Raw genomic sequence first — 14,154 nt, 5'->3', positions numbered from 1 at the left:
TCTTTTTTTCAACCAGATTTCATGATAAACTATCCACTAACAGGACAGTCAACAAGGAGCTGAAAAATTTTGCAAAAAGCATATTTATCTACCGGCGAGTTTGCTAAAATTTGCAATATAAATAAAAAGAGGGGCTGTGAAATAACACTCCTATAAAAACAAAAGAGGATCGCTTGCTCGAAAGAGCCGGTGATCCTCTTTTTGTGGTAAAATTTTACGTGTCTAATGAAAAATTCAACCATCAATTATTTTAAAACAAAACAGGCAGTTTTGCCACTATTTATTTCGGATTTTCTGGATATTTGTGATCCTGTGCTGGTTTTCGACAGATTCATGGGGGGAATCGACTTGGAGAAGTACCTGAAAAATGTTCCGGAACACGTTACCGGACGCATCAGATACAACCCGACCAGCATGTTGAAAACAATCTTATTTGGATTTATGACAAATGGATATATATCGCTACGTGAGCTCGAAGATAGCTGTAAAGTCAATCTTCGCTTTATGTATCTCATGGAACGCGAGACTCCATCTTATCGCACGTTCGGCTATTTTATCGAAACTATGCTCAAACCATCGGTTGAGGAATTGTTCAGCGAGATCAACAATAAAATTTTTGCCAAAGATCATGTGGATTTGAGCCATCTGTATATTGACGGTTCGAAATTTGAGGCAAATGCTAATAAATATAGCTGGGTATGGAAGAAAGCGACTGAAAAATCTAGATATAGACTTTTTGAAAAAGTCACGGGATTACTCGATGAAATCAACGACGATCTTGCCAGCTTTGGCATCAAAATTGATACGAATTCCGAATACGTTCCTGAGTACCTAAGTGAAGTAACGGATCGGTATGCCAAAATCTATGAAATAGATGAAACAAAATTTGTCCATGGAAAAGGCCATCGAAAAACACCCCGGCAGCGCTATTACGAACGGCTTCAGGAATATACAGCGAAACTCAAAGAATATGTTGAAAAGATAACCATTTGTGGTCCAGACCGGAACAGTTATTCCAAAACAGATCACTGTGCGACATTCATGCGGATCAAGACAGATTATATGGGCAACGACCAGCTCCTGCCAGCCTACAACATTCAATTTGGTATTGCAGATGAATACATAGCTGTAGCTGATGTAAATCAATACCGTGCAGACATGGATTGTTTTGTTCCCTTACTGGAGAAATTTCATAATACCTACGGATTTTATCCAAAGTATCCAGTTGCTGATGCAGGATATGGTTCATACAACAATTATATTTACTGTGAGCAACACGGTATGGAAAAGTATATGAAATTTACTATGTACAAGAAAGAAACTACTGACGCAAAGTATCGAGATAATCCGTTTCGGGCAGTGAATTTCAAGATTGACGAAAAAGGCACACTGCGCTGTCCGGCCGGACAGGCATTTCACCTTCAATACAGACGAAATGTAAAAGGGAATCGATACGGACGTCAGGAAGAAGTTTACCAGTGTGAAAATTGCAGGGATTGTCCGTATGCCTCCGAGTGCAAGAAGACGGATAAAAACAGGACGATTCGTCTTAACCAGGAACTAACCTCTATACACCAAGAAGTTGTGGATAACCTAGAAAGCATTCAAGGAGCGCTTCTTCGTATGAATCGCTCGATTCAATCTGAAGGTACTTTTGGGATTATGAAAAATAACCGCTGGTACAAAAGAATTGTTCGAAAAGGCATGGAACAGGTACGTTTAGAGATTTTCCTGGTTTCCATTGGGCACAATCTTTATAAATACCACAATAAAAAACTACGCTTGAAGAAAGCCGCATAAACTGTAGAAAAGCAGTTTTTATGGGGAAAGGGGTTGTATGCCCTTTTTTCAGTAATTGCCTGCTTGTTGCCTCAAATTGTATAGAAAAAGAGGCTGTGGACAAAATGATTTCTCATTTTGTCACAGCCCCCATTTTTCGACCAGATATTATTGGCAAAAATGGGTACCATTTTTACTCCTATGGACAATTATATATATTCTATGTCATTCGGGCTTTACGGGAAATAGGGCTGTCTATAAAAGAAATTAAGGACTATATAGATAATCGCACCCCGGAAAATCTGCGTGATCTCCTGAAGCTGCAAAGAAAATACCTGCAAAAAGAAATTCAGCATAAACAAAGACTTAACCTCTTGATAAAGAATAAGCTGCAGCTTCTCAAAGAATCGGAGCAGCTTATAATGAACAATGTCAGACTGCAGCATCTTCCGTCTTCAAAATTATTGCTAAGTGAAAATTTCCATGATGAACATGATGAAGCCACCCAGCATCGCATAGTGCAGCAGCATATAAACTACTGTCTTCAACATAACCTTAATGTAGGATACCAGCTTGGCGCTATGGTCGCCAAGGAAGATATTTTATCCGGAGATTTTCAAAATTACAGCTATTGCTTTACTAAAACTTCCCTTTCCATTAAAGGAGCGGCTCCTGCCTGCGCACAGCGCTTCACTCAGCCGGCAGGATTATATGCTGTTGGTTATTTTCATGGTTCTTATTCCAATAATTACAATGGAGCATATGCAAAAATTTTAAAATTTTTGGAAACCCAGCATTATAAAATCGACGCATTTTCATATGAGGAATCTTTGCTTGATGAAATCAGTATGAATACTGCCGACAACTATGTCACTAGAATAGCCGTAAAGATAAAAACATAACTTTTACATTGGAAGCCCTATGAATTCTAAATTGATCAAATCTGCCCGATATTTTTGTATCTGCCCGCACTTTTCCTGAAAATTTCTCACTCTGCCATCAAAATCAGAAAGGTGAAAATATGAAATTAACAGTACTCGTTGACAACAACACGCTTATTGATCATTATTTTTTAGGCGAACCGGCAGTCTCTTATTATATTGAAGATGAAAATATGAAATTATTATTTGACGTCGGATACACTGATATTTTTTTAAAAAATGCTCAAAAAATGCATATTGCTTTAAATGATATCAGCACAATCGTTATCTCACATGGGCACAATGATCATACCGGTGGTCTGCCTTATTTAATACGACACTGTGCAGATGCCTATACAGAACATGGTAAATACAATAAACCTGAACTTATCGCTCACCCATTGGCTTTCTGTGATAAATACGAAGACAAAAATGAAATAGGCTCACTGATAAAAGAAGATATTTTGAAACGATATTTCAGATTAGTATTGAGCAAATCAGAAATTTGGCTTACGAATAATTTAGTTTTTCTTGGAGAAATAGAAAGAAAAAACGATTTTGAAAACAAAAAGCCAATTGGAAAATTCAGAAATAAAGATCGCGATTTTGATGACTTTCTGTTGGATGATTCTGCTCTGGTATATAAAGCATCCAAGGGCTTAGTCATTATTGCAGGGTGCGCGCATTCAGGTATTTGCAATATTGTGGAAAAAGCAAAAAGTATTTGCCATGATACCAGAATTATTGACATTATTGGCGGATTTCACTTGCTTGGTCCAAGTGAAGAATTACTTCAAAAAACATGTCTGTATATGAAGCAAAATAAAATACAGCATATATCGCCTTGCCATTGCACAGATTTGCAATCAAAAATTGAATTATCCCGAAATTTTCGTATACAAGAAGTCGGTGTGGGACTAACAATAGAATATGTATAAATATACACTGAATGCAAAAATTGATTTAGGAACCCTTACTATTTGGCTATTATTATATTTATTTAAAAATATTTACAGTGTTTTTCATCTAAAGGAATATCATGTTCTAGTCCAATAATTTTTGGCCACAGACCTGCATTATCAATAATAAATCCCATGATTATTCCCATATGGCTGTGCAGATGCCTATGCTGAGCAAGAATAAGTGTAAATCTTGTATATTCACATCCAGCAGGTTTTTTCAGCAGATCGTCATCGTGCAACTGCTGCAGATAATCTGTTATCTTTTTTTAATAACGATGTAATAATTTGCCAGCTCATTTCTGGTCAAAATTTTTTTTGATGCTACATCAAGATTATTTAAATCTGGAACATGAAACAGAGGTTCCGTAAAATTTTCATCATATGGATTGATAAACCAAGAATCCAGCGAATGAATCATGTGATAAACATGCTTCCACATTGGCATATGGCAATACTTTTTATTCCACAAAGCATCCGGAATACACTCAATCACATTCTGTACTTCCCACAAAGCCCGCCTTGTCTGGTCATTGATGATATCGACGCAGCTGTCTTGTTTCATAGTTTTTTCTCCCTTAGCAGCCTAACGTATTGTAAAGTTAAATGAAAGTTGAGGACTCGTCAGCCCTTCTGGTACAATAGTTTTATCACAAACACTGTACCTCCCGAAAGGAGACGAGTCCTCATGACAAAATCATATCAGATTTGCTGTCCAAAATGCAACAACCATCAAAACTTTTATCGTTATGGCAAAGATAAAGATGCAAACCAAAAATATCTTTGCCGTGTATGCGGGCATCAATTTGTACCATATGCCAATACAACCGGCAAATCAGGAAGGCCACGCATACGTTCTTACCCAATTTGCCCTATCTGCGGGAAGGCCATGTTTCTTCATCATGAACACAAATATTATTCAAACTACCAATGTGGTGACAAGAAATGCGGTCATTCCCTTTTTGTCCCAAAACAAGCTGCTATTACAGCACCTTCCATGTCGAAATTGTCAGGAAAAACCAACTTCAAGCGAATGCGTTATCCTATGCATGTTATTCTGACAGCATTGTCAATGTTTTATTTAGGCAAGAATTCTTTCCGCAATATTGCTCTTATTATGCGTACGGTCATGAATATTCAGCTTTCTCACACCACCATCAGCAACTGGTGTACGAAATTTGCCCCTTTGTTTCACAACATTGCACTTGAATTGATACCAACGCTCAATTTCGACTCCGATGAATGGCACGCGGACGAAACCGTGGTGAAAATCCGTGGCATGAAATATTATCTTTGGTTAATTGTGGACAGCGAAACACGTTTTGTCCTCGGCTTTCATCTTTCCAAACACCGGGATAGTCCTCAGGCTTTTTCCTTGCTTAATTCCGTTAAGCACCTTGGCAAACCCAGAGCCATTGTAACCGACCGTTACAGTGCCTACAAAGTTCCTGTAAAAGCAGTGCTGAATGCCAAACATATCCGTGTCCACAGCTTCAGTGACGATATCACCAACAACCTGATCGAATGCTTTAACAAGCAGTTCAAAGCATGGTATAAAACCAAACAGGGATTTTCTTCTTTCAATTCCGCCAACAACCTTATCGCGGTTTTTCTCTTTTTTTACAATTTTGTCCGGCCTCATTCCGCTCTTAACAGTTTGACTCCGGCACAAGTTGCAGGGCTCAATCTTTCTGCCAGAAGTAAACACAAGCTTTTGTTCGTTGCTTGAAGTATTTGGCTGTTTCTGTTTGTTAATCTTTCATGTTTACTTTACAAAGCCCAGCCTAATTTCGTTTATAAAGCACTAGCTCATTCTTTCACCATATATCGCAATGATGTTTAAACAACAAAACTTATAGAAAAATATACTAATACTCATTTTTGGGGAATATATTTTTGCTCAGCCACATCACGCCTTTTCGCTGACAGTGAGTTAATCCGCAGACACAGCAGATGAATCTTTGGAACTACTTCGCAATGGAAATGATAGTCGGCTTTGCCTTCCTTCACTCCGTATTGGGTCAGCATCGTCTGCAATGCCATAGTTTTTCTTTCTTCTGGAACATACTCGATTATCCCTGTTCCCATAACAGATTCAAACTCCATCGTACATTCACATTCACCGACCTGCGGACCAGTAACAATGCTGCAAATATTTTCCATAACAAAGCTGACCTTGTTATTTCTCCTGATGAGATCATGTTTCTTGCCTACTTTGGCACCATGGAAATATATATTTATCTCATCAGCCTTGACTTCCAAGCCAAAGGTCATAGGAACCACATAAGGATATTCTTCATCGTGAAATGCTACGTGACATACTTTACAATCTTTCATTATTCTTATAATATCGTTCAAATCAGTAATTTCTCTATCTATCCTTCTCACTTTGCAGTTCCTCCTTACTCCCAAAATACAGCATTATCTTTTTCACTTGATTGAAGCGAAAAGACAGCATCCAATCTGTCTAATATAATTGTATCATGGTCTTATTAAATATTTTAGTTATGTATTTCATCACAGTGATCATGTTATACTGGCTGCTGAAATTATATATTACCATTATTAGTTATGGAAAAACGGAATTTCCAACATGTCATAAAGATTTTTATATATAAAAGCAAAACGCTTCTGTCCGATAAATTCGGGAAGCAGAAGCGTTTTTATTATATTTTCTTATTTTGCCATTAAGGCAGCAATTTTATTAGCAATGTCAGCAGGATTTTCAGGCAATATGCCTTCTATTAGAAGTGCCTGTGTATATAATAACTCACAATAATTTTTGAATTCATCGTTTTCCTTGCCAAGATTATGCACTGCCTGCAAACGTTCAAAAAGTTCATGATGCGGATTTATTTCCAAAATACGTTTTGCCTTAAACATCGGATTACTGGCGTCAGCGAATGCCTGTTCCATCGTGAAGCTTGGTCCCTGTTCATCTGCAACAAGACATACGGCACTTGATTTTAATCTGTTGCTTATTTTGACATCAGCAATTTTTTCACCGAGACTTTCCTTGATATCTTTGATAAGATCTTCATTTTTCTTGGTGATATCTTCCGTTTCCTTCTTTGTTTGCTGAGATTCTACATCATCCAGGTCCAGATCACCGCGGCTTATTGAGTGGAATTGTTTACCATCATATTCACGCAGTGCTTCAATGGCAAATTCATCAACATTGTCAAGCAAATAGAGAACTTCTATATTTTTTTCACGCAAAAGTTCCATTTGCGGCAGACTGTCTATAGCCTTACGATCCTTACCTGCAGCATAATAAATCTTTTTCTGGCTTTCCGGCATGCGATCAATATATTCTTTAAGAGAACTTAATCCTTTATCCCCATTAGAAGTCGCAAAAAGCAATAGATCTTTGAGTTTGCTTATGGTATCATTGCCGCTGTACATGCTTCCATATACGCCTATTTTCAGCGATTTGCCATATTCAGCCCAGAATTTTTCAAATTTTTCACGATTATTTTTAAGCATTCGTTCCAATGTTTTTAAAATGCTGTTTTCTAAATTGCGGCCGATTATTTTCAGTTCGCGGCTCTGCTGCAGCAATTCACGGGAAATATTTAAAGAAAAATCAGGGGAATCAACAAGCCCTTTGACAAAGCGCAGATACTCCGGTAAAAGATCCTTGCAGTTATCCATAATGAAGACATGGCGCGAGTATAACTGCAAACCGGGCTGATAATCAGTATGATATAGATTGAAAGGTGCATGTGAAGGAAAGAAGAGCAGCGACGTATATTCTATAGTCCCTTCAGCTTTATTATGCAGTACTTCCATCGGTTCTTCCCAATCGTGGAAAAGATTTTTATAAAACTCATTATATTCTTCGTTCTTTATTTCTGACTTATTTTTAGCCCAGAGCGGCTGCATAGAATTTAAGGTGCGTATTTCATCATGCTTAACTTTTTCCGCTCCTTCTATTTCCTTACCGTCTTTATCTTTTGGTGTTTCTTCGACAACAAAATTCATTTTTATAGGATAGCGCACATAGTCTGAGTATTTTTTGATAAGGCTGTCTATTTTATAAGTATCAGTAAAGTTTTCTTCAGCCTTTTCACCATAAAATTCAGGCAGCAGCGTAAGTGTAATTATTGTTCCACGTTTTTCCTTATCACACTCTTCGATCGTATATGATCCGTCACCGGCAGATTCCCATTTGTAAGCTTGTTTTTGTCCGGCTTTGCGCGTAACCACAGTTATTTTTTCAGCTACCATAAACGCAGAATAAAAACCCACACCAAATTGACCGATAAGTTCCTTACCTGAGACAGCAGAATTAGTTTCCTTCGCTTCCATCATTTTCTGCAGAAAGACCTTGGTGCCAGACTTGGCTATCGTACCAATGTTTTCAATGAGTTCCTCCTTGTCCATCCCTATACCGTTATCGGCAATAGATAGTGTATGCGACTTTTCATCAGGTACCAGGAAAATCTCATAGCTGTCATCACCTTCAAGTAAATCTTTATTGGTGAGACTTTCAAAGTGAATTTTATCAATGGCATCAGATGCATTGGATGTCAGTTCGCGTAAAAATATTTCCCGATTTGTATAAATTGAGTGGATCATCAGATCAAGCAGCTGTTTAGTCTCTGCTTGAAATTCATGCGTTTCTTTAGACATAATTCAAACCCCTTCATCGTTTATTGCTTTGTTAGCACTCATTAGCAGTGAGTGCTAAAAGTTACTTTTACTATACAACGCTTTGAAAAAAAAATCAATACTTTCGATAAACTTCATCATTTTGAATATTGGACAGGTTTTATTTTAACCGCTGTACAGCATGCAGATATATAAAATACATGATCTGCCTCCTAACTAAAGAATATCATGCAAAATTGACCAGCAGCACAATATTTCGCCTCTTTCTGACCGGTGCAAAAGCTGTTATATGCGATTTTCTGGTGAAAGCAATCCTAAATGAACAATACATATTTGCTATTATTAGTAATATCAATTATAATGTATATGAATTTACTTATATTTGATATTTTTGGTAAAAAGGGGTTTTATTCCGGTTGGATTTATTCTATAAAATCAGTCGAACCGCTGTAAATAACAGCTTCAAATAAAAAACCCTATTTGTTTTGCACAGACAAAATGAAAGTGCCTATGTACAGGGGGAAAAAATGAAAAACCGCGGTTTTGAAATAGTAAGCGTTTATGAAGGAAATAATATTATTCTGCCTGAACGAAAAACAGATAAAAGTGCAGGATATGATATAGCCTGCGCAGAAGATGCGATTTTAAAAGCGGGAAAAGTAACTCTCATTCCCACAGGTCTCAAAGCATATATGAATGATGATGAGTACCTTGGTATTCACATCAGATCAAGCATAGCTTTGAAAAATTCTCTTTCCTTCATTAACGGACAGGGTATTATTGATGCTGACTATTACAATAATGCCAACAATGAGGGACATATCATGCTGGCTGTTTTTAATCATGCCTCAACAGATTTTTCTGTAAAAAAGGGAACACGTCTGGCTCAGGGAATTTTCTATAAATATCTTATGACCGATGGGGACAGCAATGATAAGGGACTTGTCCGTCATGGCGGCATGGGTTCCACGGGGGTCTGATCAATGGAAGATATGGACCTATTTTCTATTGCCGCCCAGAATACAAACAACAGCATGAAGAATGCTGTTCCTCTGGCTGTGAGGATGCGCCCGCAAAATTTTGATGAGTTTGCGGGACAGGACCATGTTCTCGGTAAAGGACGTTTTTTGCGTACATTGATTGAAAAGGACAGTATTCCTTCATTGATTCTGTTTGGTCCGCCCGGTACAGGAAAAACTACTTTATCTCAAATGATAGCCTCAATGACCAAGAGCGATTTCAAACAATTGAACGCTGTTTCCTCCGGTATCGCAGACATTCGTAAAATTGTTGATGAAGCTGAACAACAGAGAAAATTTTATCAAAGACGTACGATAATTTTTATTGACGAAATACACCGTTTTAACAAGGGACAGCAGGATGTTCTTCTGCCCTATGTCGAAGATGGCCGCCTTATCCTCATAGGTGCCACTACAGAAAATCCGTATTTTGAAGTAAATCATGCACTGCTGTCCCGTGTACGCGTGATCAGGCTGAATGCCTTGACCGATTCACAAATGCTAAAAATAATGAGGCAGGCATTGACAGATACCAAAAACGGTCTTGGCAGTATGAATATTTCCTGTTCGGACAGCCAGTTGCATACTATAGCACAGCTTTCCTCCGGTGACGCACGTGTGGCACTTAATCTGCTTGAACAGTCCGCACTGATGGCCGCCGCTGCCGAAACTGATATTACCGAAAAAATTCTGCAGGAAATATCTGGCGAAAAAATCCAATCATATGACAAAAACGGTGATAATCATTACGATACAGTGTCAGCCTTTATAAAAAGTATGCGCGGCAGCGACCCCGATGCCGCAATTTATTATCTGGCAAAAATGCTTGAATCAGGAGAAAATGCCAATTTTATCGCTCGCAGGATAGCGATATGTGCATCTGAGGATGTAGGCAACGCAGATCCGATGGCTTTAGTGCTGGCAATGGCAGCTGTACAGTCTGTGCAGTTTGTAGGAATGCCGGAAGCCCGTCTGCCTCTTGCTCAGGCCGTAACCTATATAGCATCGGCACCAAAGAGCAATTCTTCATATCTTGCGATAGACAAAGCTATTGCGGATGTTCGAAATCTGCAGTGCGGCGACATACCGGCACACCTGAAGGACGCTCATTATAAGGGTGCACAAAAGCTTGGTCATGGCACAGGCTATAAATATCCCCATGATTACGCTGATCATTTTGTAAAACAGCAATATATGCCGTCCGGGCTTATCGGCACAAAATATTATGAACCAAGCAGTAACGGCAGAGAAAAGATTATAAAAGAATATTTGCAAGAACATCAAAATTTTTTACACAAATAATACGCTAACTGTTATAATATAGTAAACTTATAATATTAGCAGGATTTCTATTTTAGTTGCAATCTTCATCTTCAATAGGATATGAATGGAGGAAATATATATGAAATTGTCGACAAGAGGTCGCTATGGTGTCACTGCCATGTATGAATTGGCATTGAATTATGGCCAGGGACCTTTATCATTGCGCACTATCGCTGCAAAGCAGGATATCTCCGATAATTATCTGGAGCAGCTTATCTGCGCGCTCAGAAATGCCGGTCTTGTCAAGAGTACTCGTGGCGCACAGGGAGGATATGTATTGACAAGGGATCCCGCCGATATCACTATAGGCGATATTATCACTATCATGGAAGGACCTATTGCCTTGGTAGATTGTCTTCTGAATGAAGCGGATTCCAGCAGCCAGATTTGTAAAAAAGCAGATAAATGTGTAACCCGCGGAGTATGGGAGCGGGTGTGTCAAAGCATCAGCGAGGTTTTGGACTCGATTACTCTGGCTGATTTATGTGAAAATGGCAAGAAAGCCTCTATGTTAAACAGTATGGTGGAGGCATGAACCTTTTCTGATTCAGCACATGGTTATCGGGATGGAGGGACATGGAATATTTCCTGTTCTCCATCCCTTATTAATTTATTGCAAGGTGAGATAATAGTGGAAAAGAAAAAAGTTGCCGTTGCTATGAGCGGCGGTGTAGACAGCTCTACGACAGCTGCTATTTTATTGGACAAGGGTTATGACGTTTTTGGCGTTACCATGGTTTTAAGTGATGAAGGCCGCGGTTTTTCCAAAGAAGACAGCTACGATCAGCTCAGTTCTGTAAAGGATGCACGCATAGTCTGCAATCTGCTTAATATTAAGCATTATGTTATGGATTTCAAGGACATATTTAAAAAAGAAGTATCTGATTATTTCATAGATGAATATATGTCAGCGCATACCCCCAACCCCTGTGTCCGCTGCAATCATTGCATAAAATTCGGCAGACTTCTGAACGAATGCATGAAACTCGGCGCTGATTATATGGCCACAGGGCATTATGTTACCATAGAAAAAAACGAAAAAGAACGTTATCTGATCAAACGTGCCGCTGACACTCACAAAGATCAGTCGTATGTGCTCTATCATTTGGGTCAGGAAGCTCTCAGTCACATAATCTTCCCTCTGAGCAGCTACACTAAAACGCAGACTCGGGAAATGGCTAAAAAATATAATCTGCCTGTAGCAAATAAAAAGGAAAGCCAGGAAATATGTTTTATTCCCAATGACGATTATAAAGCATATCTTCAAAATCATTCGCAAATGCATTTCAAAGCTGGCAATATAGTCGATGTTGATGGTAATATATTAGGGCGTCACAACGGCTTATCGTTGTATACCGTAGGCCAGCGAAAGGGACTTGGAATCGCCGCAGCTGAACCTTTGTATGTAATCCAGCTCAACAGCGATAAAAATGAAGTTGTCGTCGGAAGCAACAAAGATGTTTTTTCCTCAGGGCTTATGGCCAAAAAACTGAATTGGATCCCTTTTGATAATATAGAGGGGCCTCTTGAAACATATGCGCAGATTCGCTATGGAAAGAATGTGTGCCAGGCGACAGTTTATCCGCTGGAAAATAATACGGCAAAAGTTATTTTTAAAGAACCGCAGCGTGCTGTAACACCGGGACAGTCAGTAGTTTTTTATGATGACAATATTCTTTTAGGCGGCGGCATAATAACAGAACCACTTAAATGAACTTCTTCACGACAGCCATAATAAACGAATTCTTGACATTTCTTTTCTTTGCTTCTATACTTGGAGCAGGCAGCGGCGCTTATCATATATGATAGGTGCCGTTTTTAGTATAATATGGAAATCTGAGGTGAAAAAAATATGTTTGAAAAAATTTTTTCGGCAAAAGAACATCAGACTACGTCTTGGAGCGGCGGATCCACCACCCAATTGTACATTTCCCCCAACAATTCACATTACGAAGCCAGAGACTTCAAGCTGCGCTTAAGCTCGGCAACAGTAGATGCGGATGTATCCACCTTTACCGAACTGATTGGTATAGACCGCATTTTGATGAGTCTGGATAATGAAATCTCACTTATACACAATAACCGGAAAGAGATAAAATTAAAACCTTTTACTGCCCACTTTTTCAGCGGAGCCGATAAGACCATAAGCAAAGGCCGCTGCACCGATTTTAACGTGATGCTTAAACAAAACTCTTATAAAAATGCAGATCTTTTTACCATTGCTGATCCTCATTTTAGTTTAGAAGCTGATAATGCTTGTTACATATATATAGCAGACGGTGCATATGAAATTTTATGCGGTCAAAAAAGTTTTACACTGCATAAAGGAGAATTGCTGTATTTAAATAATTTTCCTGCGTGCAAATTAAAAAAAATTATAGATCACTCAAGAGCTGTTATTTGTAAAATCAACTGGTGATTTTTTCAAAATAGACTTAAAAATAAATTATGCAGCAGTATAGTATATGCAGTATAATATATTGAGTATTAATACTGATACATGAATTATACTATTAATAAAAGGAGGATAAATATATGGGAAAAAATATTGAAACATTTGAGCAACTTACTAACATGTTAAAATTTATTGCTGATACGTCCCCTACTTATAAAAAAATTGCCGTATACATAAATGATAACTATCTGCAAATCGTTTTCATGACGACAAATGAGCTGGCCGAACAGGTAGGTGTCAGCCAGGGCAGCATATCAAGATTTTTCATGGCTCTTGGCTACAGAGGATATAATGATTTTTTACAAAATCTGCAAAATATGGTAAGCAAGGAACTTACTGCCCCTAAAAGGCTGCAATTCACAGAAAAGCACGGCATAAAAGATAAATACATGCACTCTATTTTCGATAACGAACTGGCAAATATGGAAAAACTTGGCGGTATAATGGAGTCTGAGTCCTATAAAAAAATGGTGGATATGCTTGCCTCAACTAAGCCGCTGATTATCTTATCAGCCAGGATGTCTTTTACTATCGTGCCATATGTGCATTACATTCTCAATAAAATGAGGGATTTTGTACATGAATACACGCCATCGTCTCCGCAATGGGACACGGTAGAGCTTACGGACCCTGAAAGTGTAAATATATTGGCCGTTATGATGCCGCGGTATCCGAGAGCTCTTGTCGAAAAATGTCAGAAATTAAAAAAATCAGGATTTCATATTTATGGTGTCACCGACAGTGAATTTTCACCTTTAATGGAATGCAGTGATTCTGCTGTTTGTGTCCCGCTCACTGTTTCTTCTATTTTTGATATCTACAGTACACCCATGATATTTTTTAACATACTTCTGCGTGATGCTGCTAAAAAGATACCGGAAATATCGAAACGAATGGAAAAAATAGAGAATATAGAACTTAATAATAAAGTTTACTATTGACATTTACGTATCAGAATTTTATAATTAAAGCACTAATAAAAAGCAAGGGTGCTTTATTCTTCGTGAATAAGGCACTTTTTTTGCTTTTTATTGAATGATTTATTTATTATATTTTTATATAAATGAATTAATTCTACAAATATT

General features: G+C 38.1%; 13 protein-coding genes. 10 read left to right on the top strand and 3 right to left on the bottom strand.

All coding sequences use genetic code 11. The features are described 5' to 3' along the window. Positions 1-270: 270 nt before the first annotated feature. The 3 genes from I6758_RS14560 to I6758_RS14550 all read left to right on the top strand — a co-directional run bounded on the left by I6758_RS14560 (position 271) and on the right by I6758_RS14550 (position 3,637). Complete coding sequence (locus tag I6758_RS14560; protein WP_196604344.1) at positions 271-1,800, top strand: transposase; 1,530 nt, start codon at positions 271-273, stop codon at positions 1,798-1,800. Between the two features lie 20 nt (positions 1,801-1,820). Next, the gene (locus tag I6758_RS14555) at positions 1,821-2,681 is read left to right on the top strand and encodes a GyrI-like domain-containing protein (protein ID WP_196605917.1); all 861 of its coding nucleotides are present in this window, start codon (positions 1,821-1,823) and stop codon (positions 2,679-2,681) included. 119 nt (positions 2,682-2,800) lie between these two features. Then, the gene (locus I6758_RS14550; RefSeq protein ID WP_196605916.1) at positions 2,801-3,637 is read left to right on the top strand and encodes an MBL fold metallo-hydrolase; all 837 of its coding nucleotides are present in this window, start codon (positions 2,801-2,803) and stop codon (positions 3,635-3,637) included. A gap of 280 nt (positions 3,638-3,917) precedes the next feature. On the opposite strand, the gene I6758_RS14545 is transcribed toward I6758_RS14550, so the two are convergent. Next, the gene (locus I6758_RS14545; RefSeq protein WP_196605915.1) at positions 3,918-4,223 is read right to left on the bottom strand and encodes a hypothetical protein; all 306 of its coding nucleotides are present in this window, start codon (positions 4,221-4,223) and stop codon (positions 3,918-3,920) included. Between the two features lie 123 nt (positions 4,224-4,346). On the opposite strand from I6758_RS14545, the gene I6758_RS14540 reads away from it, so the two are divergent. Further along, a complete protein-coding gene (locus I6758_RS14540) occupies positions 4,347-5,387 on the top strand; it encodes an IS6 family transposase (protein WP_196605914.1) in 1,041 nt (346 codons plus the stop codon). Between the two features lie 146 nt (positions 5,388-5,533). On the opposite strand, the gene I6758_RS14535 is transcribed toward I6758_RS14540, so the two are convergent. Beyond that, positions 5,534-6,046, bottom strand: a complete 513-nt coding sequence (locus I6758_RS14535; RefSeq protein WP_196605913.1) for a pyridoxamine 5'-phosphate oxidase family protein — start codon at positions 6,044-6,046, stop codon at positions 5,534-5,536. Positions 6,047-6,334: 288 nt separating this feature from the next. Continuing rightward, positions 6,335-8,293, bottom strand: a complete 1,959-nt coding sequence (gene htpG / locus I6758_RS14530) for a molecular chaperone HtpG (protein ID WP_196605912.1) — start codon at positions 8,291-8,293, stop codon at positions 6,335-6,337. Positions 8,294-8,799: 506 nt separating this feature from the next. On the opposite strand from htpG, the gene I6758_RS14525 reads away from it, so the two are divergent. From I6758_RS14525 to I6758_RS14500, 6 genes are all read left to right on the top strand, one after another. Next, entirely contained in the window at positions 8,800-9,252 is a 453-nt protein-coding gene (locus tag I6758_RS14525) for a dCTP deaminase/dUTPase family protein (RefSeq protein WP_196605911.1), read from the top strand. 12 nt (positions 9,253-9,264) lie between these two features. Continuing rightward, positions 9,265-10,593: a replication-associated recombination protein A gene (locus I6758_RS14520; RefSeq protein ID WP_196605985.1), complete on the top strand. Its 1,329-nt coding sequence runs from the start codon at positions 9,265-9,267 to the stop codon at positions 10,591-10,593. Positions 10,594-10,693: 100 nt separating this feature from the next. Beyond that, on the top strand, positions 10,694-11,149 hold the full coding sequence (locus I6758_RS14515; RefSeq protein WP_196605910.1) for an RrF2 family transcriptional regulator: 456 nt from the start codon (positions 10,694-10,696) through the stop codon (positions 11,147-11,149). A 96-nt stretch (positions 11,150-11,245) separates the two neighbouring features. Then, positions 11,246-12,328: a tRNA 2-thiouridine(34) synthase MnmA gene (mnmA, locus tag I6758_RS14510; RefSeq protein WP_196605909.1), complete on the top strand. Its 1,083-nt coding sequence runs from the start codon at positions 11,246-11,248 to the stop codon at positions 12,326-12,328. 138 nt (positions 12,329-12,466) lie between these two features. Continuing rightward, on the top strand, positions 12,467-13,033 hold the full coding sequence (locus I6758_RS14505) for a HutD/Ves family protein (protein WP_196605908.1): 567 nt from the start codon (positions 12,467-12,469) through the stop codon (positions 13,031-13,033). Positions 13,034-13,149: 116 nt separating this feature from the next. Next, on the top strand, positions 13,150-14,010 hold the full coding sequence (locus I6758_RS14500; RefSeq protein ID WP_196605907.1) for a MurR/RpiR family transcriptional regulator: 861 nt from the start codon (positions 13,150-13,152) through the stop codon (positions 14,008-14,010). The last annotated feature ends 144 nt before the right edge of the window (positions 14,011-14,154 follow it).

The organism is Pectinatus haikarae, from assembly GCF_015732185.1.
In the GTDB taxonomy this organism is placed as follows: Bacteria; Bacillota; Negativicutes; order Selenomonadales; family Selenomonadaceae; genus Pectinatus; species Pectinatus haikarae.
This window is presented reverse-complemented; position numbering and strand designations above follow the sequence as displayed.

Bases quoted from the DNA above. Each gene is read 5' to 3' on its own strand.
- I6758_RS14555 (WP_196605917.1), top strand. From the start codon at position 1,821: ATGGGGAAAGGGGTTGTATGCCCTTTTTTCAGTAATTGCCTGCTTGTT.
- I6758_RS14550 (WP_196605916.1), top strand. From the start codon at position 2,801: ATGAAATTAACAGTACTCGTTGACAACAACACGCTTATTGATCATTAT.
- I6758_RS14545 (WP_196605915.1), bottom strand. From the start codon at position 4,223: ATGAAACAAGACAGCTGCGTCGATATCATCAATGACCAGACAAGGCGG.
- I6758_RS14540 (WP_196605914.1), top strand. From the start codon at position 4,347: ATGACAAAATCATATCAGATTTGCTGTCCAAAATGCAACAACCATCAA.
- htpG (WP_196605912.1), bottom strand. From the start codon at position 8,293: ATGTCTAAAGAAACGCATGAATTTCAAGCAGAGACTAAACAGCTGCTT.
- I6758_RS14525 (WP_196605911.1), top strand. From the start codon at position 8,800: ATGAAAAACCGCGGTTTTGAAATAGTAAGCGTTTATGAAGGAAATAAT.
- I6758_RS14520 (WP_196605985.1), top strand. From the start codon at position 9,265: ATGGACCTATTTTCTATTGCCGCCCAGAATACAAACAACAGCATGAAG.
- I6758_RS14515 (WP_196605910.1), top strand. From the start codon at position 10,694: ATGAAATTGTCGACAAGAGGTCGCTATGGTGTCACTGCCATGTATGAA.
- I6758_RS14505 (WP_196605908.1), top strand. From the start codon at position 12,467: ATGTTTGAAAAAATTTTTTCGGCAAAAGAACATCAGACTACGTCTTGG.
- I6758_RS14500 (WP_196605907.1), top strand. From the start codon at position 13,150: ATGGGAAAAAATATTGAAACATTTGAGCAACTTACTAACATGTTAAAA.